Origin of the sequence: Sphingopyxis sp., assembly GCF_050725615.1 — a bacterium.
Lineage (GTDB): Bacteria > Pseudomonadota > Alphaproteobacteria > Sphingomonadales > Sphingomonadaceae > Sphingopyxis.
The window spans coordinates 95,264-121,930 of sequence record NZ_JBOHHU010000001.1; the positions used below are offsets into that span (position 1 = coordinate 95,264).

Annotated in this window: 25 protein-coding genes and 1 other RNA gene; 23 read left to right on the forward strand and 3 right to left on the reverse strand. The window is 66.3% G+C overall.

What is annotated here, in order from left to right:
• The first annotated feature begins 56 nt into the window (after positions 1-56).
• From ACREB7_RS00480 to ACREB7_RS00525, 10 genes are all read left to right on the forward strand, one after another.
• The gene (locus tag ACREB7_RS00480; protein ID WP_431590342.1) at positions 57-377 is read left to right on the forward strand and encodes a hypothetical protein; all 321 of its coding nucleotides are present in this window, start codon (positions 57-59) and stop codon (positions 375-377) included.
• 106 nt (positions 378-483) lie between these two features.
• Positions 484-1,140, forward strand: a complete 657-nt coding sequence (locus tag ACREB7_RS00485; protein ID WP_431590343.1) for a histidine phosphotransferase family protein — start codon at positions 484-486, stop codon at positions 1,138-1,140.
• A gap of 65 nt (positions 1,141-1,205) precedes the next feature.
• Positions 1,206-3,596, forward strand: a complete 2,391-nt coding sequence (locus ACREB7_RS00490; protein WP_431590365.1) for a chemotaxis protein CheA — start codon at positions 1,206-1,208, stop codon at positions 3,594-3,596.
• Positions 3,596-4,033 (forward strand): chemotaxis protein CheW, encoded by a 438-nt coding sequence (locus tag ACREB7_RS00495; protein ID WP_431590344.1) that lies wholly within the window; start codon positions 3,596-3,598, stop codon positions 4,031-4,033. Before ACREB7_RS00490 ends, ACREB7_RS00495 begins: the two co-directional genes overlap by 1 nt.
• A 64-nt stretch (positions 4,034-4,097) precedes the next feature.
• On the forward strand, positions 4,098-4,472 hold the full coding sequence (locus tag ACREB7_RS00500; protein WP_077146261.1) for a response regulator: 375 nt from the start codon (positions 4,098-4,100) through the stop codon (positions 4,470-4,472).
• Between the two features lie 28 nt (positions 4,473-4,500).
• Positions 4,501-5,601 carry a chemotaxis-specific protein-glutamate methyltransferase CheB gene (gene cheB / locus ACREB7_RS00505; RefSeq protein ID WP_431590345.1) on the forward strand — a complete coding sequence of 367 codons (1,101 nt, stop codon included), beginning with the start codon at positions 4,501-4,503 and terminating at the stop codon, positions 5,599-5,601.
• Positions 5,598-6,455, forward strand: coding sequence for a CheR family methyltransferase (locus tag ACREB7_RS00510; protein WP_431590346.1), 858 nt, complete (start codon positions 5,598-5,600; stop codon positions 6,453-6,455). Before cheB ends, ACREB7_RS00510 begins: the two co-directional genes overlap by 4 nt.
• Positions 6,456-6,526: 71 nt before the next feature.
• Positions 6,527-7,216, forward strand: a complete 690-nt coding sequence (locus ACREB7_RS00515; protein WP_431590347.1) for an N-acetylmuramoyl-L-alanine amidase — start codon at positions 6,527-6,529, stop codon at positions 7,214-7,216.
• Positions 7,217-7,256: 40 nt separating this feature from the next.
• Positions 7,257-7,653: RNase P RNA component class A (rnpB, locus tag ACREB7_RS00520), an RNA gene on the forward strand.
• 74 nt (positions 7,654-7,727) lie between these two features.
• The gene (locus tag ACREB7_RS00525) at positions 7,728-7,880 is read left to right on the forward strand and encodes a hypothetical protein (protein ID WP_431590348.1); all 153 of its coding nucleotides are present in this window, start codon (positions 7,728-7,730) and stop codon (positions 7,878-7,880) included.
• 12 nt (positions 7,881-7,892) lie between these two features.
• On the opposite strand, the gene ACREB7_RS00530 is transcribed toward ACREB7_RS00525, so the two are convergent.
• A complete protein-coding gene (locus ACREB7_RS00530) occupies positions 7,893-8,534 on the reverse strand; it encodes a hypothetical protein (RefSeq protein WP_431590349.1) in 642 nt (213 codons plus the stop codon).
• A gap of 169 nt (positions 8,535-8,703) precedes the next feature.
• Between ACREB7_RS00530 and ACREB7_RS00535 the strand changes: the two genes are divergently transcribed.
• Complete coding sequence (locus tag ACREB7_RS00535; protein ID WP_431590350.1) at positions 8,704-10,458, forward strand: caspase family protein; 1,755 nt, start codon at positions 8,704-8,706, stop codon at positions 10,456-10,458.
• A 3-nt stretch (positions 10,459-10,461) separates the two neighbouring features.
• Here ACREB7_RS00535 and greB read toward each other — a convergent pair whose 3' ends face one another.
• Entirely contained in the window at positions 10,462-10,950 is a 489-nt protein-coding gene (gene greB, locus ACREB7_RS00540) for a transcription elongation factor GreB (protein ID WP_431590351.1), read from the reverse strand.
• Positions 10,951-10,955: 5 nt separating this feature from the next.
• Positions 10,956-12,983 carry a transglycosylase SLT domain-containing protein gene (locus ACREB7_RS00545; RefSeq protein ID WP_431590352.1) on the reverse strand — a complete coding sequence of 676 codons (2,028 nt, stop codon included), beginning with the start codon at positions 12,981-12,983 and terminating at the stop codon, positions 10,956-10,958.
• 99 nt (positions 12,984-13,082) lie between these two features.
• On the opposite strand from ACREB7_RS00545, the gene dapA reads away from it, so the two are divergent.
• From dapA to ACREB7_RS00605, 12 genes are all read left to right on the forward strand, one after another.
• Entirely contained in the window at positions 13,083-13,958 is an 876-nt protein-coding gene (gene dapA / locus ACREB7_RS00550; RefSeq protein WP_431590353.1) for a 4-hydroxy-tetrahydrodipicolinate synthase, read from the forward strand.
• Between the two features lie 9 nt (positions 13,959-13,967).
• Positions 13,968-14,453, forward strand: a complete 486-nt coding sequence (gene smpB, locus ACREB7_RS00555) for an SsrA-binding protein SmpB (protein WP_431590354.1) — start codon at positions 13,968-13,970, stop codon at positions 14,451-14,453.
• Positions 14,450-15,097, forward strand: coding sequence for a DUF2062 domain-containing protein (locus ACREB7_RS00560; RefSeq protein ID WP_431590355.1), 648 nt, complete (start codon positions 14,450-14,452; stop codon positions 15,095-15,097). Before smpB ends, ACREB7_RS00560 begins: the two co-directional genes overlap by 4 nt.
• Before the next feature lie 84 nt (positions 15,098-15,181).
• Complete coding sequence (locus tag ACREB7_RS00565) at positions 15,182-17,245, forward strand: M13 family metallopeptidase (protein ID WP_431590356.1); 2,064 nt, start codon at positions 15,182-15,184, stop codon at positions 17,243-17,245.
• A 152-nt stretch (positions 17,246-17,397) separates the two neighbouring features.
• Complete coding sequence (locus tag ACREB7_RS00570; RefSeq protein WP_431590366.1) at positions 17,398-19,707, forward strand: response regulator; 2,310 nt, start codon at positions 17,398-17,400, stop codon at positions 19,705-19,707.
• Positions 19,707-20,060: a response regulator gene (locus ACREB7_RS00575; RefSeq protein ID WP_431590357.1), complete on the forward strand. Its 354-nt coding sequence runs from the start codon at positions 19,707-19,709 to the stop codon at positions 20,058-20,060. The genes ACREB7_RS00570 and ACREB7_RS00575 overlap by 1 nt, the downstream gene beginning before the upstream one ends.
• A 122-nt stretch (positions 20,061-20,182) precedes the next feature.
• Positions 20,183-21,256, forward strand: a complete 1,074-nt coding sequence (gene recA, locus ACREB7_RS00580; protein WP_431590358.1) for a recombinase RecA — start codon at positions 20,183-20,185, stop codon at positions 21,254-21,256.
• 115 nt (positions 21,257-21,371) lie between these two features.
• Positions 21,372-22,208, forward strand: coding sequence for an agmatinase (gene speB, locus ACREB7_RS00585; RefSeq protein ID WP_431590359.1), 837 nt, complete (start codon positions 21,372-21,374; stop codon positions 22,206-22,208).
• 12 nt (positions 22,209-22,220) lie between these two features.
• Positions 22,221-22,844, forward strand: a complete 624-nt coding sequence (locus ACREB7_RS00590) for a glutathione S-transferase family protein (RefSeq protein ID WP_431590360.1) — start codon at positions 22,221-22,223, stop codon at positions 22,842-22,844.
• Between the two features lie 34 nt (positions 22,845-22,878).
• The gene (locus tag ACREB7_RS00595; RefSeq protein WP_431590361.1) at positions 22,879-23,421 is read left to right on the forward strand and encodes a hypothetical protein; all 543 of its coding nucleotides are present in this window, start codon (positions 22,879-22,881) and stop codon (positions 23,419-23,421) included.
• A gap of 72 nt (positions 23,422-23,493) precedes the next feature.
• Positions 23,494-26,142 carry an alanine--tRNA ligase gene (gene alaS / locus ACREB7_RS00600; protein WP_431590362.1) on the forward strand — a complete coding sequence of 883 codons (2,649 nt, stop codon included), beginning with the start codon at positions 23,494-23,496 and terminating at the stop codon, positions 26,140-26,142.
• A complete protein-coding gene (locus tag ACREB7_RS00605) occupies positions 26,139-26,615 on the forward strand; it encodes an SRPBCC family protein (protein WP_431590363.1) in 477 nt (158 codons plus the stop codon). Before alaS ends, ACREB7_RS00605 begins: the two co-directional genes overlap by 4 nt.
• Positions 26,616-26,667 lie beyond the last annotated feature (52 nt).

Consider the following 26,667-nt stretch of genomic DNA (forward strand, 5'->3'; position numbering starts at 1 on the left):
CGCCCCTTGAACGATGCGGATACGAAACCCGTCCAGGCACGATGAGGCATCACGAGATGGATTTGAAGGCTATCGAAGCGTTGGTCGAATTGGAGAGTCAGGCCTCGGCCGGGCCTTGGTATGTTCGCCGCCTGGACGACGAATTGTGCATGGGCGCGCTCGCGGTCTCGACGCGTCCTGATACGGGAGCCAACGAAAGTATGCGCGCCGGTAATTGGCCCGGTGAGGAAATCGTCGCCGCCTGCACGATCCAGAGTCCGCCCTATGTCGTGCCCGCCGATGACCGTGACGAACAAAATGCGCGACTGATTGCGGACGTGAGAAACGCGTTGCCGGAGCTTCTGCGGCTGGCGCGATTGGCATTGGCCAAAGGATAGTCGGCTCCTGGACACGTCGGCGCGATACTGCCCTTGCCCGACGGGGGCCGATTGCCCTAGGAGCGGCCGACCGGAAACTGCCGGTTCGCGGGGAGCATAGCCATCCATGTCCGACGATCGCGTCGATTTCGCCTCGATGCTGGCTTCGCGCCTGTGTCACGACCTTCTCAGTCCCGTCGGGGCTTTCGCCAACGGCCTTGAGCTGCTCGCCGACGAGCGTGATCCCGAAATGCGCGCGCGCGTCACCGAGTTGCTCGAACAGAGCGCGCGGACGTCGGCGAACAAGCTGAAATTCTTTCGCCTTGCCTTCGGATCGGCGGGCGGGTTCGGCGAACTGGTGCCCGCCGACGAGGCCAAGTCGGCGATCCAGGGGATCATCGGCGATCGCGCGATCGAGCTCAACTGGATGATCGGCGCCGAGCCTTTGCCCAAGCCCGCGGTGAAGATCGTCCTCAACCTCGCGCTGCTGCTCGTCGACGCGCTGGTGCGCGGCGGGCGGCTTGACATCGGGTGCGAGAATCAGGGCGCGAATGGGGGGGGAGGCATCGAAATCGCGCTGCATGTCGAGGCCGAGCGTATCTTCCTCGACGCCGATGTCGAACGCATCCTGAAGGACGGCGAGGGCGCCGCTGCGATGACGTCGCGCACCGCCCCCGCGATCCTTGTCCAGGCGGTCGCATCGCAGAATGGCGGCACCGTCATGCTGGCGCGTGAAACGCCGACCTCGCTGCTCGTCGGCGCGGTGCTGCGCGGGCGCGGGTAAAGCCCTCCTTAACCATTGTTCGTCATGGTGGATGCCTCAGAATTTTGGGGCGCGCCAATACCGTGATGGACGATCTGCTGAACGATTTTCTCGCCGAAACGGCGGAGATTCTGGCCGAAGCGGGCGGCGCGCTCGTCGCGTGGGAGGCCGACCCCGCCGACCGCGCGCAGCTCGACGCGATTTTCCGCCTCGTCCATACGATCAAGGGCAGTTCGGGTTTCCTGTCACTGCCGCGCGTCACCGCGCTGTCGCACGCCGCAGAGGATGCGCTCGATCAGGTCCGACGCGGCAATCGCGCTGCCAATGCCGCGCTTGTCACTGCGGTACTGGCGATCATCGACCGGTTGTCGCTGCTGTGCGCCGCGCTGGGGACGACCGGCAAGGAGCCGCAGGGTGATGACAGCGACGTGATCGGCGCGCTGGCGGTGATCGACGACGGCCCGGCCGCAAAGGTCGCGCTCGCCGAGCCCGTCGCGGCGCCGAGCGATGAGGAGATCAACGCCGAGCTGCAAAGCTGGCGCTCGATCCGCGTGCCGCTGCCCTTGCTCGACAGCGTGATGACCGGGGTCACCGACATCGTGCTCGCGCGCAACGAATTTGCGCGGCTGCTGCGCGAATCGGGTGTCGATGCGTCGGTGATCGCTTCCTTCGACCGCCTGTCGGATTCGATCGCGGGGATGCGTCAGTCGGTCAGCCAGATGCGGATGCAGCGCATCGACAAGCTCTTCTCTCCCTTGCCGCGCATCGTTCGCGACCTGGCGCAGGATTTCGGCAAGAAGATCCGGTTCTCGACGAGCGGCGGCGAGGTCGAACTCGACCGCGAGATGATGGAGAATATCCGCGATCCGCTGATCCACATCGTCCGCAACGCGATCGACCATGGCATCGAACATCTCGACGAGCGCGTCGCCGTCGGCAAGGGCATCACCGCGAGCATCGATGTTTCGGCCCGCCAGTCGGGCAACCAGATCGAGATCGTGGTGCGCGACGACGGCCGCGGGCTGTCGCCCGACGCGCTCGTCGCCAAGGCGATTTCGGCGCGCGTCATCGGCGCCGCCGAGGCGAAAGCGCTGACCCCGCGCGAAAAGCTCGACCTCATTTTCCGTCCCGGGTTCTCCACCGCAGCCAAAGTCACGTCCATCTCGGGCCGCGGCGTCGGCATGGATATCGTCAAAGCCAATCTCGAAAAGATCGGCGGCGTGGTCGAACTGCGCAACGAGGAGGGGCGCGGCCTGACCATCGTGCTGCGCGTCCCGATGACGCTGACGATCATCTCGGGCCTGATGGTTCGCGCGTCGGGCCAGTATTTCGCGATTCCGCGCGGATCGGTCCGCGAAATCCTGCTCGAAACGAGCGATTCGGTGCGCATCGACCGTGTCGGCGGCGGCGAACTCGCCACCGTGCGCGGCGAGCAGTTTCCGCTGCTGCGGCTCGAACATGTCCTCGGGTCGGAGATCGACGCGAGCGAGGATCAGGACGACCGGGCGATCATCCTCGTCCGGCCGGGGCAGGGACACAGCTATGCGCTGAGCGTCGCGGCGATCCACGACCATGAGGAACTGGTGATCAAACCCGCCGCGCCGATGATCATGGCGACCGGACTCTATGCGGGGACGACCTTGCCCGATAACGGCCGCCCGGTGCTGTTGCTCGACGTCCAGGGGTTGCTTGCGGCCGCCGGGGTCGATGCATCCGAAGCGGGCCGCAGTCACGATGCGAGCGCCGAAGCGGCCGCCGAAGCCGCCGCCGCGCGCAATGCCGCGCAATTGCTGTTGTTCCGCGACGTCGGCGGTCGCACACGCGGCGTCCGTCTGTCGGTGATCGAGCGCGTCGAGGAAGTGCCGGCCGCGGCGCTGTTCGAAAGCGCGGGTGTGGTGCAGGCGCAGATCGGCGCCGACATCTTCGCCGTTCACGCCGCCGTCGTCCCGAGCGGGCCGGAAGCCGTCAAGCTGCTCCGCCTCCACGACGGTCATTCGGTGCTCTGCTATCCGATCGATGCGGTGATCGACATCGTCCGGCTGCCCGATGCGGTGCAGCCGGCGCCGGCGCCGGGATTGATCGCCGGGGTCGTGCTGATCGGCGGCGAACCCGTCGAACTGATCGATCCCTTTTGGCTGATGGCGCAATATGGCGCTGGTCAGACCCCGTCCTTGCAGCGCCAGCCGCTGTGCCGGCTGTCCGACGACGCCGACGGCTGGGCGGACAATTTCCTCGCGCCGATCCTGCGCCATGCCGGGTACCGGGTGATCAGCGGCGGCGAAGCGGTCGAGGGCGAACGGCCCGACGTCCAGCTTTACCTGGCCGATGGACCGGTGGCGCCGGTTGCCGGCGATGTCCCGCTCGTCCGCCTGCGGTCGTCGGTGGCGGCGACCGGGCCCGACGACGACAGCATCTATCGTTACGATCGCGGCGCCTTGCTTGAGGCTTTGCGCATCCGCGTTGCAGGAGCCAGCTGATGATGGAGAAACTCTATTTGATCGCGCGCATCGCCGACACCCGTGTCGCGCTGCGCAGTCGCGCGATCAATTCGGTGGTGACGGTGGGCACGCCGGTGCATGTTCCCGCCGCGCCGCCGCACGTCGCGGGCCTGTTCGCGCTCCGCAGCCGCGTCTTCACATTGATCGATCCGCATGTCGTGATCGGGCTTCCGCCGGTTGCTGTGGCGCCGGGGCAGCGCGTGATCGTCGTCGATGTCGCCGACCATGGCTATGCCCTGCTTGCCGATGCGATCGAGGATGTCTGCTTCATCGACGCGCCCGAAACGCGCGTCACCGGTCGGCTGCTGCCCGGCTGGGCGCGGGTTGCCGATGCGATGATCGAGCATGAGGGCGCCTCGCTGCTCGTCGTCGATCCGTCGCATTTCATCACCTTGCCGGTCGCGAAGGCGGCCTGACATTAACGGCCTGAATACCCCTTTGGGTTATCCCCCCACGATCCCCGGGGGCACGGAGTAAATTATGTCGAAATCCTGTCTGGTCGTCGATGACAGCAAAGTGATCCGCAAGGTTGCGCGGCACATTCTGGAAAGCATGGCCTTTGCGGTCGATGAAGCCGCCGACGGACAGGAGGCGCTGACCTTTTGCCGCGCCAACCGCCCCGACGTGATCCTGCTCGACTGGAACATGCCGGTGATGAGCGGCATGGAGTTTCTCGGCGCGTTCAACGACCTGGATTATGGGCATGAAGAACGGCCGCGCGTCGTGTTCTGCACCACCGAAAACAGCATCGACCATATTCGCGCCGCGATCGAGGCGGGGGCCGACGAATATGTGATGAAGCCGTTCGACCGCGAAACGCTCGAAGGAAAATTGCAGCTCGTCGGCGTCGCTTGAGGCCACGCGGGTGGCGGCCTCCCAACCTTTGCCTCGCGCCAGCGTCGCCGACCATGCGATGCCGGCCACGCGCGACGTTCGTGTCATGCTGGTCGACGACAGCCTGGTCGTCCGCAGCATCCTCGAGCGGATCATCGACCAGACCGAAGGGCTGAGCGTTTGCGCGTCGATCGCGTCGGCGCAGGACGCACTGGCCTTTCTGGCGTGCGAACCGGTCGATGTGGTCGTGCTCGACATCGAAATGCCGGGGATGAACGGCATCACCGCGCTGCCGCTGATCCTCGAACGCGCCGAAAAGGCGCGCGTGCTGATCCTGTCGTCCAATTGCATCGAAGGTGGGCCCGCCGCGATCGAAGCACTGGCGCTGGGGGCCAGCGATACGCTCGCCAAGCCGGGGCGCGGCAGCTTTTCGGGGCGCTTTGCCGAAGTTCTCACCGACCGCATCCGCAGCCTCGGCCAGTTGCCGCCGCACCGCCAGACGCTCGTTCGCCCCGCCGCGCGGCCCGTGGCGGCGCCGGCTGCGGTCGCGATCGACACCGACCAGCCGCTCGAATGCATCGCCGTCGCCGCGTCGACCGGCGGCATCCCGGCCTTCACTAGTTTCCTGACCCATCTCGACCCGCGCATCACCGCGCCGATCCTGCTCACCCAGCACCTGCCCGATGCCTTCATGGAATTTTACGCGCGGCAGATCGCGACGATGACGGCGCGCAAGGTCGTCGTCGCCGAGGCGGGGATGGTCGTCGAGAAGAACCATATCTATCTGGCGCCCGGCGATGCGCATCTGATCGTCGTCGCGAGCGGCCGCCGCCGTGAAATCGCGCTCGACCGGCGCCCGGTCCCCAATGGCTGCTGCCCCTCGGCCGACCCGATGTTCGATTCGCTCGCCGAGGTTTATGGCGCGCGTTCGGCGGCGGTGGTGCTCAGCGGCATGGGCCGCGACGGCGCCGATGGCGCGGCGCGGCTGAAAGCGGCGGGCGGCACGATCTTTGCGCAGGCGCCCGAAAGCTGCGTGATCTGGGGCATGCCCGGCGCGGTCGCCAAGGCGGGGATCGCGGCGGCGACGCTGAACCCCGACGCGATCGCGCTGATGCTCGGCAGCTTCCTGAAAGGACGGGCGCGGCCATGATGGGCGGAACCGCCAGCGAATCGGCCTATCGCGTGCTGATGGGTGTGCTCGAATCGCGCACCGGGCAAACCCTGTCGCCGAGCCGCATTTGGCGCATCGAAATGTCGCTGAAACCGGTGATGCAGCGCCACGGCATCGCCGACCTCGACGCGCTGGTCGCGGCGCTGGTGACCTCGACCAGCCGCCAGCTGCTCGACGATACGGTCGATGCGATGCTCAACAACGAGACGTTTTTCTATCGCGAACATAGTGTGTTCGACGACATTGCGACGACAGTGCTTGAACAGCTCCGTGTCATCAACGCCGACAAAAGGCGGATCACGATCTGGCATTGCGGTGTGTCGACGGGGCAGGAAGCCTATTCGCTGGCGATGCTGCTCGCCGAACAGCCCGAGAAATGGGCAGGGTGGCAAATCGATATCGTCGGCACCGACGTCAGCTATCACGCGATCAGCCGCGCGCGCGTCGGCCTCTACAGCCAGTTCGAGATCCAGCGCGGGCTACCGGTGCAGCGCATGGTGCGCTGGTTCGACCAGACCGAGGCGGGCTGGCTCGCCAAGGCCGATCTGCGCCGCCGGATCGATTTTTCGGTGCAGAATATGCTGACCGACCGGCCGCCGCTGGCGAGCCCCGCCGACCTGATCTTCTGCCGCAACCTGCTGCTCTATTTTTCGCTGCCGATGCGGCAGAAAGCGTTCGGACGGCTGCGCATGGTCGCGGCGCCGCAAAGCTTCCTCCTGCTCGGCGCGGGCGAGACGGTGCTCGGCCAGACCGACCAATATGTTGCGAGCCCGCGGCTGCGCGGGCTTTACGAACCCGCCGACCAGCAGGTGCGGCGCGTGGCGGCCGCCTGAACCCGCCTTGCAATTTGCATGAGGCTGGCGCAGGTGAGGGCAGGTTTTGCAACGATCGGGCCGCGACACGCATGAGCGATTTTATCGAACGCTGGTCTCCCAATTTCGACGAGCGCGCGCTGCCCATCTCGATGATCGTGCTGCACTATACCGGTATGAAGAGCGGCACCGAAGCCATTGAATGGCTTGCCAATCCCGACGCGAAAGTGTCGGCGCACTATGTCGTCAGCGAGGATGGCCAGGTCACCCATATGGTGCCCGAGGACAAGCGGGCCTGGCACGCCGGCCGCGCGCACTGGCGTGGCACGAGCGACATCAATTCGGCGAGCGTCGGGATCGAGATCGTCAATCCCGGGCATGAATGGGGCTATGTGCCGTTCCCCGAGCCGCAGGTCGCCGCAGTCGTCCGCCTCGTCCATCTGATCAAGGACCGCCACGAGGTCACCCGCGGCAATGTCGTTGGCCATTCGGATATCGCGCCGACGCGCAAGCAGGATCCGGGCGAGCTGTTTCCGTGGGGAGAACTGGCGCGCCGCCGCCTCGCGCTGCCGCGTCCGACCAAGAAGCTGACCGATCCGCTCTGGACCGACGCCGGGTTTCTGCTCGCGCTGGAACGGTTCGGCTATGACGTCACCGACGGTTTTGCCGCGACGGTGGCGTTCCAGCGCCGTTTCCGGCCCGAACTGATCGACGGCACGATCGACGGCGAATGCCGCGCGATCCTGTTGGCGCTGCTGCTGCCCCAGCCCGAGGGCGATTGATTTCTCGTCAGCGTGCTGCGTTGCTGCTATGATGGCGACGCCAGAGGGTCGGGCGATCGCCGCCGGTGGGGTATCCCGCCGGGGGAGGAAAGTCCGGGCTCCACGGAAACCACGGTGCCGGATAACGTCCGGCGGGTCCTTCTCCGGAAGGGCTTAGGGAAAGTGCCACAGAGAAGAGACCGCCCAGGGCTTCGGCCCGGCGAAAGGTGAAAGGGTGCGGTAAGAGCGCACCGCGCGGACGGTAACGGACGCGGCACGGCAAACCCCACCGGGAGCAAGGTCGAATAGGGATGGCACGAGGCAACTCAGGACCGGTTCCGGTCCCGCCGTCCGGGTTGACTGCTTGAGCGTTCGGGTAACCGCACGCCTAGAGGAATGATCGCCTATCCCCGGTCAAACGGGGTGGACAGAACCCGGCTTACAGACCCTCTGGCACTCTCTCCCCATCGCCGGCGCGGGAACCGCGCCTGGGAGGCCCGCGTATCAGGCGGACCGGAAAAGGAGACGCACCATGAAAGTCGTCGATGAGCATGTCGAAGTGACCGACGAGGAAGCCAGCGGCGGGGTCAAAGGCCATAATGTCCGCTATGTGCTGGCCTTTTCGCTGATCGCTGCGGTTGTCGTGATGTCGATCGCATGGATCGTGCCGGCGCTGCTCAAATAAGCCGATGGTGGCTCATTTCGCTTTCGTAAAAGCGATCAGCTGCTCTTCGGCATCGGGCGTGTCGTTCATATAGATGGGTTTGTTTGGCCGTTTGAAGCGCCGGACGAAGGCGTCCTCATAACCGGCATCCTCGCCTTCGCCGGTCAGTCTCAGCACTTTGGTCTCGACATCGCCGGTGACCAGGTTCCAGCTCATCGCATTGCCCTCATGCGCATAGGTGCGGCTATACACCGTCGCGTCGAGCCCGATCAGCCGCATCCTGGGCTCGGCCTTGTCAGCGCGATAGCGATAGGTCGCCGACAGCGCGGTAGTGCCCCCCGACAGATCCTCGATCACCAGCACGCCTTTTTTGATCGTCAGTCCGGCCGGCCCGAGCCCGTCGGCGGGCAGTTTCAACTGGCCGCCGGGCTGATGGCCGATATCGACCTCGGTGCGATAGCTGAGCACGACATAGAGGTCGCGCGAGTCGGGGCTGGCGATCACGAAGGCCGTGTCGGGATCGCCGTCGCCGTTGAGGTCGCCATCGACGCGGCTTTCGATTTCCTCGCCGAGCTGAACGCCCTCGAGGATCACGTCGTCGCTGATCGGCGGCTGCGGCGCGGCGTGCGCGGCGCCGGACAGCAACAGCGCGGCGGCAATCGCCAGACTTCGCATGACCGCCTCTCCTTCGACCCGCCTCTGATTATCAGCGATTAGCCGGAGGTCCAGCCCGTGTCGGTGATGCGGGACACAGGCGGGCGTTTTCTCTTTGCTCCCCCATTGTGCGGTCCTATCGTCGACACGGGTCGCGGCGAATAATGGTTCGAGCGCGGGGGCAAGACAGATGACGCGGACGACATGGCTGGGCGCGATGGCCGCGCTGTTTTTGCTGCTGCTCGGCGGACTGATTCCGGCGGCGGCGGCACAGACGCCCGGCGCATGCGGGACGGCGCCGCTTCGCGGCGACCGCGTCGCCTTGCTGATCGGCAACAGCGCCTATGACGGATATAGCTGGGCGGCGCTCGCCAACAGCCGCAACGACGTCGCGCATATCTGTTCGACGCTGACCGATGCCGGCTATGCGGTGCGGGTGGTCGCCGACGCCGAGCAGAAGGCGCTGCTGACCGCACTCGACCGCTTCGCCGCCGAGACGGCTGGGGCCGGAACGGTGGTTGTCTATTACGCGGGCCACGGCTTCCAATATGCGCAGAAAAATTATGTGGTGCCGACCGACGCGCCGCCGATGACGCGGCGCAGCGACCTCGATCTCCGCTTCGTCTCGCTCGAAACCGTCGCCGAAAAGGTCATCCCCGAGGGCGCGGTGGCGCTGTTCCTGGTCGACGCGTGCCGCACCGCCGACCCGGTCGTGCGCCTCGCCGACCAGCCGGCGGTGGCGACCGAGGGTGGGGTCGGGCCGATCGGGCTGTTGTCGCTGCCGCGCGGCGCGGTGCTTTATTCGACGGCGATCGGCGCTCCGGCCTATGACGACGCGCCGGTCGGGTCGCGGCTCAGCCCCTTTGCGGCGGCGGCCGGGCGCTATCTGGCGATGCCGGTGCCGCTGACCGCGATGTTCGGCGCAATCGAGAGCGAGGTCCCCGAACTGACCGAAGGCATGGCGCGCGGCGAACAGGAACCCTTTCATTACGGCCGCAAGCTCGGCGGGCTCTATCTGGTCGAACCGAAGAAACTCGACGCGGCATTCGTCGCGGCCCCGCCCGCGCTGGCCCCGGTGCCCGCCGCGCCGGTTGCAGCGGCCCGGACGCGCGGCGCGCCGGCACCGATCGCACCGCTCGACCTGCCGCTTGCGCAACTTGCGGTCGAGGACGAGCCCGTCATCGTGGCCAAGCTGCTGGCAAGGCGCCCGGCGAGCGATATCGTGGCGCTGGCAAAGGACGGCGACCCCGCGGCGCAGCATATCCTGGGCTATATGCTGGAATTCGGTGTGGGCGTGGCGCGCGACATGCCGGCGGCGGGTGAGTGGCTGAAGCGGTCGGCGGCTGCCGATTATGCGCCGGGGCAGCTGGAATATGGTTATTATCTGATGGGCAGCGCGCCCGGAACGCCCGATCGCGCCGAGGCGGAACGCCTTTATCAGGCCGCCGCAGCGAGCGGCTATGCCAAGGCCAAGACGCATCTTGCCTATCAATTGTCGATCGGCGGGTTCGGGAAAGTCGATCGCGCCGGCGCCGAGCGCCTGTTCGTCGAGGCGGCCGAGGCAGGGCATCCCGCCGCCATGTTCTTTGCCGCGATCAATCCGGCAAAACGCGACGAGATGATCGGCCGACTGCGCGGGATCGCGCAGAGCGGCAATGTCGAGGGCAATCTTTGGCTGTGCGAGCTTGGCTATCTGAACCTCCAGGTCGCCGAGTCGTTCAGCGATTGCGCGATCGCCGCACGCAGTTCGACGCTGTCGGAGGAGGATCCGACGACCGTGACGGCGCGCGCCAATGCGATGGCGATCGTCGCGCTCGCTTATCGGGCGGGGCAGGGGGTCGAGGCCAATGCGGCGATGGCGCGGCAATGGGCGATGCGCGCCGTTGACGCCCCCGACCTGCGGTCCGATCTGCGTGCATCGATGAATCAGATATTGGGCAAGTGAGCGTCAGGCGGCGGGGTAGCGGACCGCGATGATTTCCCATTCCTTGGGTCCCGCAGGCAGTTGCACGATGCGCAAGTCGCCGACCCCGGCGCCGCGCAGCGCGCGGGCGAGCGGGCTGTTCCAGCCGATCCGGCCGTCGCCGGCTTCGGCCTCGTCGTCGCCGACCAGCGTAACGGTGCGCCGCACGTCATCGTCGTCGGCAAGCTCGGCGGTGGCGCCGAACCAGATGCGGCTCTTGTCGGGCTGCGCAGCGGGATCGACGACGCGCGCCGCCTTCATCCGCCGGGCGAGGAAGGACAGGCGCCGGTCGATCTCGCGCAGCCGCTTGCGGCCATAGATATAGTCGCCATTCTCGCTGCGGTCGCCATTGCCCGCCGCCCAGCTGATCACCTCGACCAGCTTGGGCCGCTCGTCGCCGAGCAGCGCGTCATATTCGGCGCGCAGCGCGGCATAGCCCGTGGGGCTGATGATGTTCGTCTTGTCCCCCGCCACCGGGATTAGCCCGGCGTGCGCTTGCCGAGGTAGAAGCTCAGCGGGGCGCTCGGCAGTGGCCGGTCGCGCAGCGTGTCATAAACGACGGCATTTTCGAGCACACGCTGGACATAGTTGCGCGTCTCGAAGATCGGGATGGCTTCGATCCAGTCGACCATCTCGATCGTCCCGTTGCGGGGATCGCCATTGGCGCGCAGCCATTTGTTCACATTGCCCGGACCGGCGTTATACGCCGCCACCGCGAGCGGATAGCTGCCGCCGAAATAGCTGAGCATCTGCTGGAAATAGGTCGAGCCGAGCGTGAAGTTGTAATTGGTGTCGGTGGTCAGCGAGCCGGCGTCATAGGACAAGCCGATCTTGCCCGCGACCTCGCGCGCGGTGCCGGGCATCAGCTGCATCATGCCACGCGCGCCGGCATGGCTGATCGCCTGGCGGTCGAATTGGCTTTCCTGGCGGGTAATCGCGTGGATGAAGGTCCAATTGCCTTCGTGACCGACGGGCACGCGGACGGTCGGGAAGCCCGAGACCTCGACCGCGTCGAGGCTGTTCGCCTGCGCGCTGCGGCCGATCATCACGCCGAGGTCGGGACGACCGATTTGCGAGGCGAGCTGGCCCGCAAGGACATGGTCGGACGGCGAGCGGGCGCGGTTAGCGAGCGCGCGCAGGAACAGGGACTGTTCGCGCCAGGCGCCGATCTCGCCGAGCGCGCGCGCGGCGCGGACGAGGCGGTCGTCGTCGAAATTGACCTTTTCGGCCTGGCTGACCTGGACCGTCGGGACCGGGGTCGGTTTCGGCTGCGCGCGGCCGAGCCGTTCGAGCGACAATTGCCCATAATATTGGTCATAATGCTGGGCGGCATCGGCGAATTGCGCATTGGCGGAATCGCTATCGCCCGCTGCGAGCGCGGCGCGCCCGGCCCAGTAAAAGCCCTTGGTGCGCGTCTGTGCCGAACGCGCGGCTTCGCCATAGAGGCGGTAGAGTTGCGCCGCTTCGCCCGGGCGCCGCAGGTCGCGGAAGGCAAGCTGGCCGGCGAGCCAGGCGAGCGAGGTATAATCGTCGCGCACGCTGAGCGGGGTTTCGCGGATGACGGTGCCGGCGGGGAAGGTGTCGCCGAGCTGGCGCGCGATATTATAGGCGGTCAGCTTGTCGCCGGCGCTGTCGGCGGCGCGCGCGTTGGTGAGCAGGGTTTCGAGCCATTCCTCGGCATCGGTCGGCGCGCTGGCGAGGCTGCGCGGGGCGGCGAGCAGCGCGCGAGCCTCGACGACGCGGTTGGCCTTGCGCAGCCAGGTCGCCTTGTCGGCAATATAGCCCGCGTCGGTGCGCGCCAGCGACGGATTGGCGCTTTCGACCGCGGCGGCCTGAAGCGCGGCATCGACGGCATTGCTGCGCATCGCGAGCCGCGCGGCGAAGACCGCGCGCCTTTCGGGCGAGGTGAAGGCGAGCTGGCGGCTGGCCGCGCCGGTGGCGCCCGACCAGAGCAGGCGGTCCATGCGCGCGTCATGGTCGGCGAGCGTCAGGGCGCCGGGAAAGAAGGACAGCGCGCGGCTCGTCTCGACCTCGTCGAGCGTGCCGCTGGTCCAGGCGCGGCGTACCGCGACATTGGCTTCGTCGCGGCGCCCCGATGCGTTGAGCGCGAGCGCGAGGCGGAGGTGGCCGCTGGCGGTCTGCGGCGGATAGGTCTGGAAAAAGGCGAGCGTGCGCGCGGGGTCATAGCTGTCGATCGCGATCGCTTTTTCGGCGCGCACGCGCATCTTGTCGGCGTCGGGCCAGCCGCGATTGGCCAGCAGGAAGCGCGACAGCTGATCGAAGGAAGCGCCGGTGTTGGCGGTCAGCCGCCGCCATTCCATAACCGCGTCGCCGACCGAGTTGGTGCTCGTCGGCGGCGATGCCGAGGCGGTCGCGAGACCCATTTGCGCCCGGTACCAGGCCATTTGTTCGGGGGTGAGCTCGCTGGCGTGCGCGATCGTGGGAAAGAAGAGCGCCGCCGCGAGCGCGAGGCGGGAAACGGAAGGCAACGAAATCATAAGGGCCATACTAGCGGCAAACTCCTTGCGGGGCGCTGAATAGGCGTCCAATAGCGGCGCGCCGACCTTACCTATCGGTCGCGTGGAGTCTTTGTAAAGGAGCCGAGCATGTTTTCCGGGTCGATTCCCGCCTTGGTGACGCCATTTCGCGACGGTGCGTTCGACGCGCCGGCGTTCAAACGGCTCGTCGACTGGCAGGTCGGCGAGGGGACGAGCGCGCTGGTGCCGTGCGGGACGACGGGCGAGAGCCCGACGCTGGGGTTCGAGGAACATTATCAGGTCATCGACACCTGCCTCGAAGCTGCTGCGGGGCGGGTTCCCGTAATTGCCGGCTGCGGGTCGAACGACACCGCGACCGCGATCCGCCATATGCGCCACGCGCAGGCCGCTGGCGCCGCCGCCGCGCTGATCGTCGCGCCCTATTACAACAAGCCGAGCCAGGCGGGCATCCTCGCTCATTATCAGGCGCTCGCCGATGCCAGCGACCTGCCGATCGTCGTCTATAATGTTCCCGGCCGCACCGTCGCCGACATCAGCGCCGAGACGATGTGCAAGCTCGCCGACATTCCGAGCGTCGTCGCGGTCAAGGACGCCAGCGGCGACCTGGCGCGCGTGACCGAGCATCGCGCGGGGGCGGGCCGGGATTTCTGCCAGCTCAGCGGCAATGACGATCTGTGGTTGCCGCACGCTGTGCTGGGCGGTTTCGGCTGTATCTCGGTCACCGCAAACGTGGCGCCCCGCCTGTGCGCCGATTTCGCCGCCGCTTGCGCGGCGGGCGACTGGACCAAGGCGCTGGCGCTGCACGACCGCTTGTTCGCCCTGCACCAGGCGATGTTCAGCGACAGCTCGCCCGCGCCGGCAAAATATGCGCTGTCGCGTCTCCACGACTGGTTTTCGCCCGAAGTGCGCCTACCTATCATCCCGGCGTCCGCTGCATCGCGCACGGCCGTCGATGCCGCGCTGTCCGCGGCTGGAGTGATATAAGCTTTCGTCATGGCCCGTCCGCAGTCCGCCGCCGAATTCGACAAGAAAAAGATCGTCGCCGAGAACCGGCGCGCGCGCTTCGACTATGCCATCGAGCAAGTGTTCGAGGCGGGCATCGCGCTGCAGGGGACCGAAGTGAAGGCGCTGCGCTTCGGCGAGGGCACGATCGCCGAAAGCTATGCCGAGGTGACCGGCGGCGAAGTGTGGCTGATCAACGCCAACATCCCCGAATATAGCCACGGCAACCGGTTGAACCATGAGCCCAAGCGCCCGCGCAAACTGTTGCTGAACTGGCGCGAGATCAACAAGATGCACGCCGGGGTCGCGCGGCAGGGCATGACGCTGGTGCCGCTGTCGGTCTATTTCAACAGCCGTGGCCGCGCCAAGGTCGAGCTGGCGCTCGCCAAGGGCAAGAAGGCGCATGACAAGCGCGAGTCGATCAAAGAACGCGACTGGAAGCGCGACAAGCAGCGGCTGATGAAGGACCGCGGATGAGCGGCGGCGCGCCTCGCGACGGTTCGCGCGAAGCATCGCGCGACAAGGCAACGGTGATGAACTGGATCCGCCGCAATTCGCCGACGCGCGAGGAATTGCTCGAAAACCGGTTCGTCCGGCCCTTCTCGCACCGCGTCGCGCACAGCCATTTGTGGCGTTTCTCGCGCACCTCGGTGCGGCGCGGCACCGCGCTCGGGCTATTCGTCGGTATTTTTTTCCTGATCCCGGGGGTGCAGATCCTGGGGGTGGCGCTGCTCGCGCTGCCGTTCCGCGCCAATATTCCGATCGGCGCGGCGATGACCTTTCTGTCCAATCCGCTGACCACGCCCTTCATCCTCGCCGCCTCGGTCTGGCTCGGCAATGTGCTGTTCGGGCTCCATACCCGCATGTCCGACCTCTATATCCTTTACGATGAGGGCGCGTCGCTGGGCGAATGGTGGAAGTGGGTGACCGAAAATGCCGGGCCGGCGCTGCTCGGCGGCTTCGCCGGGCTGTTCGTGATTTCGGTCGTCACCGCGGCGGTGGGCTATGTGCTCGCGTCGATCTTCTGGGACAATTGGATTCGCTTGCGCTGGCGCCGCAAATTGCACCGCGCGCGCGACAAACGACTTGAGGCATCGACGAGCGACACGGCCGTCGGTTGAACGCGCCGCGCGCCGGCCTATAGATTTTCCCATCGCAAGATCGCTCCGCGTCCATCGCGGGGCCCTGTACCACTGGGGAATATCATGACTCGTCTGACACAGCATAAGCGCCTTTTGGCGACGGCGGCGCTTGGCGCCCTTCTTTTTGCCGCGACGCCCGCGATCGCCAAGGAAAAGGCGGCCGCACCGGCCACCACCGAACAGCCCGCCGCCAAGCCGCAGATCGGCGATTTCGGTTTCGACCAGACCGGCATGGACACGACCGTCCAGCCCGGCGACGATTTTTATGCCTATGCCAATGGCGCCTGGGCCGCGAAGACGGTGATCCCCGACGACAAGTCCAATTACGGCATGTTCACAGCGCTGCAGGACCTGTCGCAGACGCGCACCCGCGAGATTCTCGACGCGGCAAAGGGCGACAAGAAAAGCATGATCGGCCGCGCCTATCGTTCCTACCTCGACAGTGCGCGCGTCGAAAAGCTCGGTCTCAAACCGATCCAGCCCTGGCTCAAGCAGGTCCGGGCGGTCGACAAGGCGGGGCTGGCGGCGCTGCTCGCGACCGCCGACCGCAACGGCGTCCAGCATTTCTTCGGCGGCTACGTCAACCAGGACGACAAGAACCCCGAGACCTATATCTATCAGATGGGCCAGGGCGGCATCGGCATGCCCGACCGCGACTTTTACCTGAAGGACGGCGAGCGCAACGCCAAGTTGCAGGCGGCCTATCTGACGCATCTCGAAAATGTGCTGACGCTGGCCGGCGAGAGCAATGCGGCGGTGCGCGCGCAGGCGATCTATGATTTCGAAAAGCAGATCGCGACGGTCCATTGGGACAAGAACGACAGCGGCGATGCGACCAAAGTCTATAACAAGATGACCATCGCCGAACTGGCACAGGCCGCGCCGGGCTTCGACTGGATGACCTTCATCCGCGGCATCGGCGTCAAGGAAGACGCGATCCTGGTCGCGCAGCCGAGCGCCTTTACCGGCGAAGCGAAGCTGATCGCCGACGCGCCGATCGGGGTGATCCGCGACGTGCTGATCGTCCGCAGCCTCGACAGCTTTTCCGACGTCTTGCCCGATGCCGTCGCCCAGGAAGCCTTCGCTTTTTATGGCACCGCGCTGTCGGGCACGCCGCAGCGGGAGGAACGCTGGAAGCGCGCGGTCGATTTCACGACGGGCAATCTGGGTGATGCCGTCGGCAAGGATTATGTCGCGAAATATTTCCCGCCCGAGACCAAGGCGGCGATGGACGTGCTGGTCAAGAATGTGCTCGCCGCGCTCGATACCCGCATCGGCCAGCTCGAATGGATGCAGCCCGACACCAAGGTGAAGGCAAAGAAGAAACTGGCCAATTTCACCACCAAGATCGGTTATCCCGACCAGTGGAAGGATTATGGCACGCTGACGATCAAGGCCAATGACCTGTTCGGCAACGCGCTGCGCTCCAACCAGTTCGCGCATGACGACAATATCGGCCATCTGGGTGGCCCGCTCCGTCGCTGGGAGTGGTTTATGACGCCGATGACGATCAACGCCTATGCCAATTTCGGCATGAACGAGATCGTCTTCCCCGCCGCGATCCTCCAGCCGCCCTTCTTCGATCCGAACGCCGACGCGGCGGTCAACTATGGCGGCATCGGTGCGGTGATCGGCCACGAGATCAGCCATCATTTCGACGATCAGGGCGCGAAATATGACGAGACCGGAAAGCTCGCCGACTGGTGGACCGAGGCTGACGTCAAGGCATTCGAAGCCGCGGGCAAGGCGCTGGTCGCGCAATATAGCGCCTATGAGGTGCTGCCCGGCGAACATCTCGACGGCGAGTTCACGCTCGGCGAGAATATCGGCGATCTCGCCGGCCTGACCATCGCCTATGACGCCTATAAAAAATCGCTCGGCGGCAAGGAAGCGCCGGTGATCGACGGGCTGACCGGCGACCAGCGCTTCTTCCTCGGCTGGGCGCAGGTGTGGCGGCGCAACTATCGCGAACAGAATCTGTCGCAGCGCATCACGACCGATCCGCATTCGCCCTCGACCCAGCGGACTTGGGTCTCGCGCAACCTTGACCCTTGGTATAAGGCCTATCAGATCAAGGAAGGCCAGAAGCTCTATCTGAAGCCGGAAGATCGCGTCCGCATCTGGTAACGCCATAAAGGGAAATATCGTTGACCACCACGAGCCTGCCTTCCGCTGAGACCGAGTTCAGCAGGGGGGCAGGCCCGGGGGCATCGTCGGCACTGCCGGGCGGGCTGTCGCGTTTCGACGCCGGATTGCTCGCCGGGCTGGCGATCCTGTCGATGGGCCTGCTGTTCTGGGCCACGCGCGATGCGGTGCTCGCGGCGGGTTTTCTCGCGGGTCTGGCGGTCGCGGGGGGCGGGGTCATCCTGATGCGCCGCCTGTTTCCCGCCGTCGCCGCCGGCGAGGCGGCGTTGCCCGACTGGACGATGCTGCGTCAGGCGGTCGACCATGACGATGTCGGCATCGCGGTGACCGACCGCGCCGGGCGGCTCGTCTGCGCCAACGACCTGTTCGCGACCTGGATGGGCGGCTTCGTCACCCCGCCGGGATTGCCGCTCGAAGGGCGCGGCGCCGAACTGCTCAAAAATGCCGGACGCGCGGCCTGGCGCGATGGCGAGGGCGGGGTCGACGAACTGGCGGTCGGCGCCTTGCATCTGCGCGCACAGGTGATCCGCACCGGCCTGTCCGAAGATTATCTGGTGTGGCGCTTCTCGGCGGTCGAACGGCTCGACCTGGTGACCGAGATCAGTCGCCACCTCGACGGCCCTGCGGGGCGCACGTTGGGGCAGGCGGGGATCATGGCGGCGCTGGTCAATGCCGAGGGGCGGCTGCGCGTCGCCAATCCTGCCTTCCTGCTCCGCGCGTTGGGCGAGAGCGATCAGGCCCATTATGCCGGGCGCGACGTTGCGCCGCTGCTCCGCCTCGACGACGCCGGGACGCTTTATTTCGGCCGCGAGGGCGAGCGCGCGACCCCGATTCGCCTGCTCCAGATCCCGCTGATCCCCGCCGACAGCCACGGCCCGATGTTGCTCGCGCTGATCGATGAGGAGATCGGCACCGCCGATCGCGGCACCGCGCAGACCTATGTCGAGACTTTGTTGTCGCTGCTGCCCTTCGGGCTGGCGATGGTCGATCGCGACGGGCGCTTCCTCTATATGAACCGCGCCTTCATCCGTGCCGCCGGGCTGGCCGAGGCGAAGATGCCGCGCTACCCCGGCGATATCGTCGTCAGTGAGGACAAGGGGCCGCTCGCCGACATGATCCGCCGCCACAGCAGCGGGCAACAGGTCGGTGGCGACTTGTCGATCCGGCTGGCGGGGCAGGGCGACGAACCGGTGTCGATGCGCGTCGTCGGGGTGCGTGGACTCGGCGAAGCGGCGGTGCTGCTCAGCCTCAAGGATTCGAGCGAGGAATCGCGCCTGAAGCGCCAGGTCGCGCAGGCGTCGAAGATGCAGGCGGTCGGCCAGCTTGCGGGCGGCGTCGCGCACGACTTCAACAATATCCTGACTGCGGTGCTCGGCAGCTGCGACCTGATGCTGATGCGGCACACGCCCGGCGACAGCGATTATGACGATATCCAGCAGATTCGCAGCAATGCCAATCGCGCCGCCAGTCTGACGCGCCAGTTGCTCGCCTTCTCGCGGCAGCAGACGCTACGTCCGCAGATATTGCAGCTGCCCGACGTGATTTCGGAGGTGTCGCACCTGCTCAAGCGGCTGATCGGCGAGACGGTGCAATTGTCGGTGCGCCACGGGCGCGGGCTTGGCGCGGTGCGCGCCGATCCGGGACAACTCGAACAGGTCATCATCAACCTTGCGGTCAATGCGCGCGACGCGATGGCCGGGCAGGGCACGCTGACGATGGAAACCTATCCGGTCACCGCCGCCGAGGTGCGCGCGATGGGCAGCGACGTCATGCCGCCCGCCGATTATAGCGCCTTGAAAGTCAGCGACACGGGCGGCGGCATTCCCGCAGACGTATTGCCCAAGATTTTCGAACCTTTCTTCACCACCAAGGATGTCGGCAAGGGGACCGGGCTGGGGCTGTCGACCGTCTATGGCATCATCAAGCAATCGGCGGGTTTCATCTTCGCTGACAGCAAGCCGGGCGAGGGGGCGAGCTTCACCATCTATCTGCCCGTCCACCGCGCCGACAAGGATGCCCCTGTCGTTGTCCCGCCGCCGGCGAAGCCGAAGAAAAGCCAATGGGGCACCGGCACCATCCTGCTCGTCGAGGATGAGGACATGGTCCGCGCGGTCGCCGAACGGGCTTTGACCCGAGCCGGCTATAGCGTCGTCACCGCCTCGCAGGGCGAGGAAGGGCTCGAGCGTTTCGGCGCGATGGACAAGGTCGACCTGATCCTGACCGATGTGATGATGCCGACGATGGATGGCCCGGCGATGGTCCGCGCGCTGCGCAACCGGCGGCCCGACCTGCCCGTTTTGTTCATGTCGGGCTATGCCGAGGAACAATTGCGCCAGTCGATCGATATTGATCATGTGTCCTTCCTGCCCAAACCCTTTTCGGTCGCGCAATTGGCCGAGGCCGTGTCGGCCGCGCTCGACGCCGCCGCGCAGCGGGCGTCGTGATGGCGGGCGATCGCCGCATCTTGCTCGTCGAGGACGATGTGCTGATCGGCATGATGCTTGCCGACATGTTCGACGCGCTCGGCTATCCCGAACCCGCGCAGGCGGCGAGCGTCGAGGATGCGCTCGCGGTCATCGCGGCGGGGCCGGTCGATGCGGCGCTGGTCGACATCAACCTGGGTGAGGCCAAGGGCTGGCCGGTCGCCGACGCGCTGGCGGCGCGCGATATCCCCTTCGCCTTCACCTCGGGCGGCGGCGACGTGATTCCCCCGGCGCACGCGCATCGCAAGCTGGTGTCGAAGCCGTTTCGTCTCAGCGAGATCGAAGCGGTGTTGGACGGTTTTTTCGCCGGATAAGCGCGTATTTCGCTACCGCGAAATATATTATGTTCCCATCTTGTTCCTTGAGAACAAATGCCGTACACAGGTCCGGCGTTGCGATGCTTCTGCCTTCGCGATAGAGCAGGAAAGGGACGGTCATGGCCGGTCAATTGTCACTCGTCGAATCGGGGAAATCAGTGAACAGCACGGACAGGCAGAAGGCGCTCGACGCCGCTCTGGCGCAAATCGATCGCGCCTTCGGCAAGGGCTCGGTGATGAAATTGGGCTCGAAGGAAGCGATGCAGGTCGAATCGATCTCGACCGGATCGCTCGGGCTCGACATCGCCCTCGGGGTCGGCGGGTTGCCGCGCGGCCGCGTCATCGAAATTTACGGTCCCGAAAGCTCGGGCAAAACCACGCTGGCGCTGCACACGCTCGCCGAGGCGCAGAAGGGCGGCGGCACCGTCGCCTTCGTCGACGCCGAACATGCGCTCGACCCGGTCTATGCCAAGAAGCTCGGGGTCAATATCGACGAATTGATCGTGTCGCAGCCCGACACCGGCGAACAGGCGCTCGAAATCGTCGACACGCTGGTGCGCTCGAACGCGATCGACGTGCTCGTCGTCGACTCGGTCGCCGCGCTGGTTCCACGCGCCGAAATCGAAGGCGAGATGGGCGACAGCCATGTCGGGCTTCAGGCGCGTTTGATGTCGCAGTCGCTGCGCAAGCTCACCGGTTCGATCAGCCGTTCGCGCTGCATGGTGATCTTCATCAACCAGCTGCGCATGAAGATCGGCGTGATGTACGGCAACCCCGAAACCACGACCGGCGGCAACGCGCTGAAATTCTATGCGTCGGTGCGTCTCGACATCCGCCGCACCGGCCAGATCAAGAATGGCGACGAGATCGTCGGCAACACCACCCGCGTCAAGGTCGTCAAGAACAAGGTCGCGCCGCCGTTCAAGCAGGTCGAATTCGACATCATGTACGGCCAGGGCATTTCCAAGATCGGCGAGATCCTCGACATCGGCGTCAAGGCCGGACTGGTCGAGAAATCGGGCGCCTGGTTCAGCTATGACTCGATCCGCATCGGGCAGGGCCGCGAAAACGCCAAGACCTTCCTCAACGACAATCCCGAACTCAAGGAACGCCTCGAGGCCGCGATTCGCAGCCGCACCGACGCGGTGGCCGAGGAAATGATGGCCGGCCCCGACGAGGGCGACGACGACTGACAGACCTCCGGCCGGTTCGCGTGCGGACCGGTCGTCCAACGGCGGCGGGTTCCTTGCCCCTCGGTTCGCACCCTCTCGCGACCGGCCCGCCCGCCGTTGGCCTTGCGCGGCCCCTTTGAGCGGCTACAAGCACGCCATGCCCGCGATCCGCCTCTTCGGCCTGCCCACCGATATCAACAGCAGCTTCGAACGCGGCGCCGCCGCCGGCCCGGCTGCGATCCGCGCCCAATTGTGGAGCGAGCGCGGCAATATGGCGAGCGAACTCGGCCCCGAACTCGGCACCGACATCGCCTTCACCGACGACGGCGACCTCGCGCTGACCGAGGATACGGCGCGCGACGACGCGATGATCCGCCGCCACGCCGCGCTGGTGCGCGAAGATGGCGAGATCCCGCTCGCGCTCGGCGGCGATCATGCCGTTACCCTGCCGCTCGTCGAGGCTGCGGCGGCCTGCTTCGGGCCGGTGACCATCCTCCACATCGACGCGCATCCCGATCTCTATGACGATTTCGAGGGCAATCCACGCAGCCACGCTTCACCCTTCGCGCGCATCTATGACGGCGGTCATGCCGCGCGTCTGGTGCAGGTCGGCATCCGGACGCTCAACAATCATTGCCGCGAGCAGGCAAACCGCTTCGGGGTCGAGATCGTGCCGATGGCGGGCTTCACCCCCGACGCGGTGCCAGTGCTCGAAGGCCCGCTCTATATCTCGATCGACATGGACGGTCTCGATCCGTCGGCGGCGCCCGGCGTCGCGCATCCCGAGCCCGGCGGGCTGACGGTGCGCGAACTGCTCGCGGTGCTGCACAAACAGACCGCGCCGATCGTCGGCGCCGATATCGTCGAACATCATCCCGGCCGCGACATCGGCGACGTCACCGCGATCCTCGGCGCCAAGTTGGTGCGCGAACTCGCGGCGCTGATCGACCGCAACGGACCCTATAAACCATAAGAGGAGAGCGCCATGAGCCTGATCGTCCACCATCTGAACAACAGCCGTTCGCAGCGTATCCTCTGGCTGCTCGAGGAACTCGGGGCGCCCTATGAGATCAAGCAGTATCAGCGCGATGCGGTGACCAACCTCGCGCCGCCCGAATTGAAGGCCATCCACCCGCTTGGCAAATCGCCGTTGCTCGAAGATGCGGGGCGCGTGATCCAGGAATCGGGGGCGATCGCCGAATATCTGTGCGAGAATTATGGCGGCGAGGCGCTGGTGCCGGCACGCGGGACCGACGATCATGTCCGCCACCTCGAACTGATCCATTTCGCCGAAGGCTCGGCGATGACCCCGATCATCCTCGACCTCTACCTCGGCCGTCTCGGTGAAGCCGCAGCGCCGGTCAAGCCGCGGATCGACGAACAGCTCGGCGCGCATTTTGCCTATCTGGAGGGCGAATTGAACGACGCCGGCCATTTCATCGGCGACAGCCTGTCGGCCGGCGACATCATGTTGAGCTTCCCCGCCGAAGTCGCGGCGATGGGCGGGGCGGCCCACTATCCGAAGCTCGCGGCCTTCGTCGCGGCGATGCACGCGCGTCCGGCCTGGCAGGCGGCGCGCGAGAAGGGCGGGGCCTATTTTGTTTTCTGACCTTCGAAGCGCCGTTGTCGTCGCGGCGGGACTGGTGATTGTCGCGCCGGTCGCGGCGCAGGCGCCGCCGCTCGGCCCCGAGGTCGAGCGCGTCGTCAACGCGCCTGAAACCGGCAGTTTCGCGCCGACGCCGGCCGACGAAAGCGACGCGATGGGCCGCGTCGCGGCCTACACCATGGCGCTCGCCAGGCGCGATTATGCCTCGGCCTATGCGATGCTGCGGCTGTCGTTCCAGGCGGCGAACCCGCGACTCGCGTGGGAAATGAACCTGCGCAAGCGCGAGACGCTGTGGGCCGACGGGACGATCCGCATCCTGCGCCTGAGCTGGTATCTCGATCCCGCCGGCCAGCCGCCCGGCATCTATGCCGCGTTCGATTTTCGCGGCGACCGGGCGGACGGGACGATGGATTGCGGCTATGTCGTCGTCCACCGCGCGGCGCCGGGGGCGGATTTTTCGGTCGTGCGCACCGACACGTCCGAAGTGCCGCGCGAGATGATGGAAGACGGCATTCCGAAGGCCGATGTGCTGCGCCAATTGCCCTGTTATCTGGGCAAGGGGATCGCGACCGCCTTTTGATCGGGCGTGCCGATCGCGGTCATCGACGTTTCCCGGCTTGTCGCACCGCATCAAAGTGCCTAATTCGCGCGCATGACATCGACCAACGACATTCGCCGCTCGTTCCTCGACTATTTCGCGGGGACCGGCCACCATATCGAACCCTCGGCGCCGCTGGTGCCGTACAACGACCCGACGTTGATGTTCGTCAACGCCGGCATGGTGCCGTTCAAGAATGTCTTCACCGGGCTCGAAAAGCGACCGTACAGCACGGCGGCCTCGTCGCAGAAATGCGTGCGCGCCGGCGGCAAGCATAATGACCTCGACAATGTCGGCTTCACCGCGCGGCACCACACCTTCTTTGAAATGCTGGGGAATTTCTCCTTCGGCGACTATTTCAAGGAACAGGCGATCCACCATGCCTGGACCTTGATCACCAAGACCTGGGGGCTCGCGCCCGAAAAGTTGACCGCGACCGTCTATCACACCGACGACGAGGCCTATGACCTGTGGCGCAAGATCGCGGGGCTGCCCGAGGACCGCATCATCCGCATCGCGACCAACGACAATTTCTGGTCGATGGGCGACACCGGACCATGCGGGCCGTGCAGCGAAATCTTCTATGACCATGGCGATCATATCTGGGGCGGCCCGCCGGGATCGGCCGAAGAGGATGGCGACCGCTTCGTCGAGATCTGGAACCTGGTGTTCATGCAGTATGACCAGCGCGGCCCGGACGACCGCGTCGACCTGCCGCGCCCGAGCATCGACACCGGCATGGGGCTGGAGCGCGTCGCGGCGGTGCTGCAGGGCGTCACCGACAATTATGACACCGACACGTTCAAGGCGCTGATCGCGGCGTCGGTCGACCAGACCGGGGTGCCCGCCGATGAGGCGCACAAGGCGAGCCACCGCGTGATCGCCGATCATTTGCGCGCGTCGAGCTTCCTGATCGCCGACGGCGTGCTGCCGTCGAACGAGGGGCGCGGTTATGTGCTGCGCCGGATCATGCGCCGCGCGATGCGCCACGCGCATCTGCTCGGCGCCAAGGATCCGTTGATGTACCGGCTGCTGCCGTCGCTGACCGCCGAGATGGGCGCCGCCTATCCCGAGCTGATCCGCGCCCAGCCCTTGATCGCCGAGACGCTCGAGCGCGAGGAAACCAAATTCCGCCAGACGCTGGACAAGGGTCTGCGCCTGCTCGACGAGGCGACCGTCGGCATGGATGCGGGCGCGACGTTGCCGGGCGATGTCGCCTTCAAGCTCTATGACACCTATGGTTTCCCTTACGATCTGACCGAAGACGCGCTGCGCACGCAGGACATCGCGGTCGACCGCGCCGGCTTCGACGCCGCGATGGCGCAGCAGAAGGCAGCGGCGCGCGCGGCGTGGAAGGGCAGCGGGCAAAAGGCGTCGGAAGAAATCTGGTTCGACCTGGCCGAAACCAATGGCAGCACCGAATTCACCGGCTACGGCGCGACCGTCGGCGAGGGCGAGGTGATCGCCCTGGTCAAGGACGGCGTCCAGGTCGACGAAGCCAAGGCCGGCGACGAGCTCGTGGTGCTGACCAACCAGACGCCCTTCTATGGCGAGAGCGGCGGCCAGATGGGCGACAGCGGCACGATCGCGACATTGGGCGGCGCAGCGGCGTCGGTGAGCGACACGAGCAAGCCGCTCGGACGGCTGCACGCGCATCAGGCGAAGCTGGAGGCGGGGACGCTGAAGGTCGGCGACACGGTACAGTTGACCGTGGATGCCGCGCGCCGTGACCGCATTCGCGCCAATCACAGCGCGACGCACCTGCTGCACGCGGCTCTCCGCAACCGGCTCGGCGGACATGTGACGCAGAAGGGCAGTCTGGTTGCCGAGGATCGTTTCCGTTTCGACTTTTCGCACCCCAAGGCGTTGACGCCTGAGGAAATCGCCGACGTCGAGGCGGAGGTGAACGCGCAGATCCGGGGCAATGAGGCGGTGACGACGCGCCTGATGACCCCCGACGACGCGGTCGCGGCGGGCGCCTTGGCGCTGTTCGGCGAGAAATATGGCGACGAGGTGCGCGTACTCTCGATGGGGGCCGCCGACGACCATAGCTATTCGGTCGAACTGTGCGGCGGCACGCACGTCCGGGCGCTGGGCGATATCGCCTTGCTCAAGATCGTCGGCGAATCGGCGGTGTCGTCAGGCGTGCGGCGCATCGAGGCGCTGACCGGCGAGGCGGCGCGGACCTGGCTGAACGGGCGCGACGAAGCGCTGAAAGCGGCGGCGGCGGCGCTCAAGACCTCGCCTGACGACGTGCCGGCGCGCGTTGCGGCGCTCGCCGAGCAATTGAAGAAGGCCGAGCGCGAACTGGCCGACGCGAAGAAGGCGCTCGCCCTTGGCGGGTCTGGCGGCGGCGGCGGTGCTGCGGCGGGGCCGGCGGTCGAGCAGGTCGGCGATACCGCCTTCCTCGCGCAGGTCGTCGAGGGGCTCGATCCCAAGGAGCTGCGCGGCACGGTCGATGGCCTCAAGAAGCAGGTCGGCAGCGGCGTGGCGATGCTGGTCGCGGTCAACGACGGGCGCGCCTCGGTCGCGGTCGGGGTGACCGAGGGCGTCGCGCATAATGCCGTCGATCTCGTCAAGCTCGCGGTCGCGGCGCTGGGCGGGCAGGGCGGCGGCGGACGTCCCGACATGGCGCAGGGCGGCGGTACCGACGGCGGCGCGGCCGAGGCGGCGGTGGCGGCGGTCCGCGCGGCGCTCGCTTGAAACCGACCAAGAAGACGCGGCGCACCGATCATGCCGAACGGCTGATCGCGGCTCCGCTGGTCGATGTTTTCGCGGCCTTTACCAGCGCCGCGAAGCTGGCGCGCTGGTTGCCGCCCGAGGGCGCGACCGGGGTGTTCGAGCATGTCGACCTGCGAGCGGGCGGCGGCTTTTTGATGCGGCTGACGTTTGACGATGCCGATGTCGAGACCAAGAGCGACGATGATGGCGATGTCGTCGAGGTGTATATTCCGACGCTCGACGACGGGCGGCTGATCGTCTGGGAGGTCGAGTTTGAGTCCGACGACCCGCGCTTTTCGGGGACGATGTCGATGCATTGGTATCTGTCACGGCAGAGCGACGGGACGTTGGTGACGATCGACGCGCATCATGTGCCGCCGGGGATTTCGGCGAAGGACCATCTCGAGGGATTGCATTCGTCGCTGGCGAATTTGGCGCGGGTGGTCGAGGGATAGCCGTCGCCCCCGCGAAGGCGGGGGCCGCAGTCGGCGGTGCGCAAGGCCGACA

Coding starts and splice junctions, on each gene's coding strand:
- ACREB7_RS00590 (WP_431590360.1), top strand. CDS start 22,221: ATGAGCCTGATCGTCCACCATCTGAACAACAGCCGTTCGCAGCGTATC.
- ACREB7_RS00485 (WP_431590343.1), top strand. CDS start 484: ATGTCCGACGATCGCGTCGATTTCGCCTCGATGCTGGCTTCGCGCCTG.
- ACREB7_RS00565 (WP_431590356.1), top strand. CDS start 15,182: ATGACTCGTCTGACACAGCATAAGCGCCTTTTGGCGACGGCGGCGCTT.
- ACREB7_RS00490 (WP_431590365.1), top strand. CDS start 1,206: ATGGACGATCTGCTGAACGATTTTCTCGCCGAAACGGCGGAGATTCTG.
- ACREB7_RS00560 (WP_431590355.1), top strand. CDS start 14,450: ATGAGCGGCGGCGCGCCTCGCGACGGTTCGCGCGAAGCATCGCGCGAC.
- ACREB7_RS00515 (WP_431590347.1), top strand. CDS start 6,527: ATGAGCGATTTTATCGAACGCTGGTCTCCCAATTTCGACGAGCGCGCG.
- recA (WP_431590358.1), top strand. CDS start 20,183: ATGGCCGGTCAATTGTCACTCGTCGAATCGGGGAAATCAGTGAACAGC.
- ACREB7_RS00495 (WP_431590344.1), top strand. CDS start 3,596: ATGATGGAGAAACTCTATTTGATCGCGCGCATCGCCGACACCCGTGTC.
- ACREB7_RS00575 (WP_431590357.1), top strand. CDS start 19,707: ATGGCGGGCGATCGCCGCATCTTGCTCGTCGAGGACGATGTGCTGATC.
- ACREB7_RS00500 (WP_077146261.1), top strand. CDS start 4,098: ATGTCGAAATCCTGTCTGGTCGTCGATGACAGCAAAGTGATCCGCAAG.
- dapA (WP_431590353.1), top strand. CDS start 13,083: ATGTTTTCCGGGTCGATTCCCGCCTTGGTGACGCCATTTCGCGACGGT.
- smpB (WP_431590354.1), top strand. CDS start 13,968: ATGGCCCGTCCGCAGTCCGCCGCCGAATTCGACAAGAAAAAGATCGTC.
- ACREB7_RS00530 (WP_431590349.1), bottom strand. CDS start 8,534: ATGCGAAGTCTGGCGATTGCCGCCGCGCTGTTGCTGTCCGGCGCCGCG.
- ACREB7_RS00510 (WP_431590346.1), top strand. CDS start 5,598: ATGATGGGCGGAACCGCCAGCGAATCGGCCTATCGCGTGCTGATGGGT.
- ACREB7_RS00570 (WP_431590366.1), top strand. CDS start 17,398: ATGGGCCTGCTGTTCTGGGCCACGCGCGATGCGGTGCTCGCGGCGGGT.
- ACREB7_RS00535 (WP_431590350.1), top strand. CDS start 8,704: ATGACGCGGACGACATGGCTGGGCGCGATGGCCGCGCTGTTTTTGCTG.
- ACREB7_RS00545 (WP_431590352.1), bottom strand. CDS start 12,983: ATGGCCCTTATGATTTCGTTGCCTTCCGTTTCCCGCCTCGCGCTCGCG.
- ACREB7_RS00525 (WP_431590348.1), top strand. CDS start 7,728: ATGAAAGTCGTCGATGAGCATGTCGAAGTGACCGACGAGGAAGCCAGC.
- ACREB7_RS00480 (WP_431590342.1), top strand. CDS start 57: ATGGATTTGAAGGCTATCGAAGCGTTGGTCGAATTGGAGAGTCAGGCC.
- alaS (WP_431590362.1), top strand. CDS start 23,494: ATGACATCGACCAACGACATTCGCCGCTCGTTCCTCGACTATTTCGCG.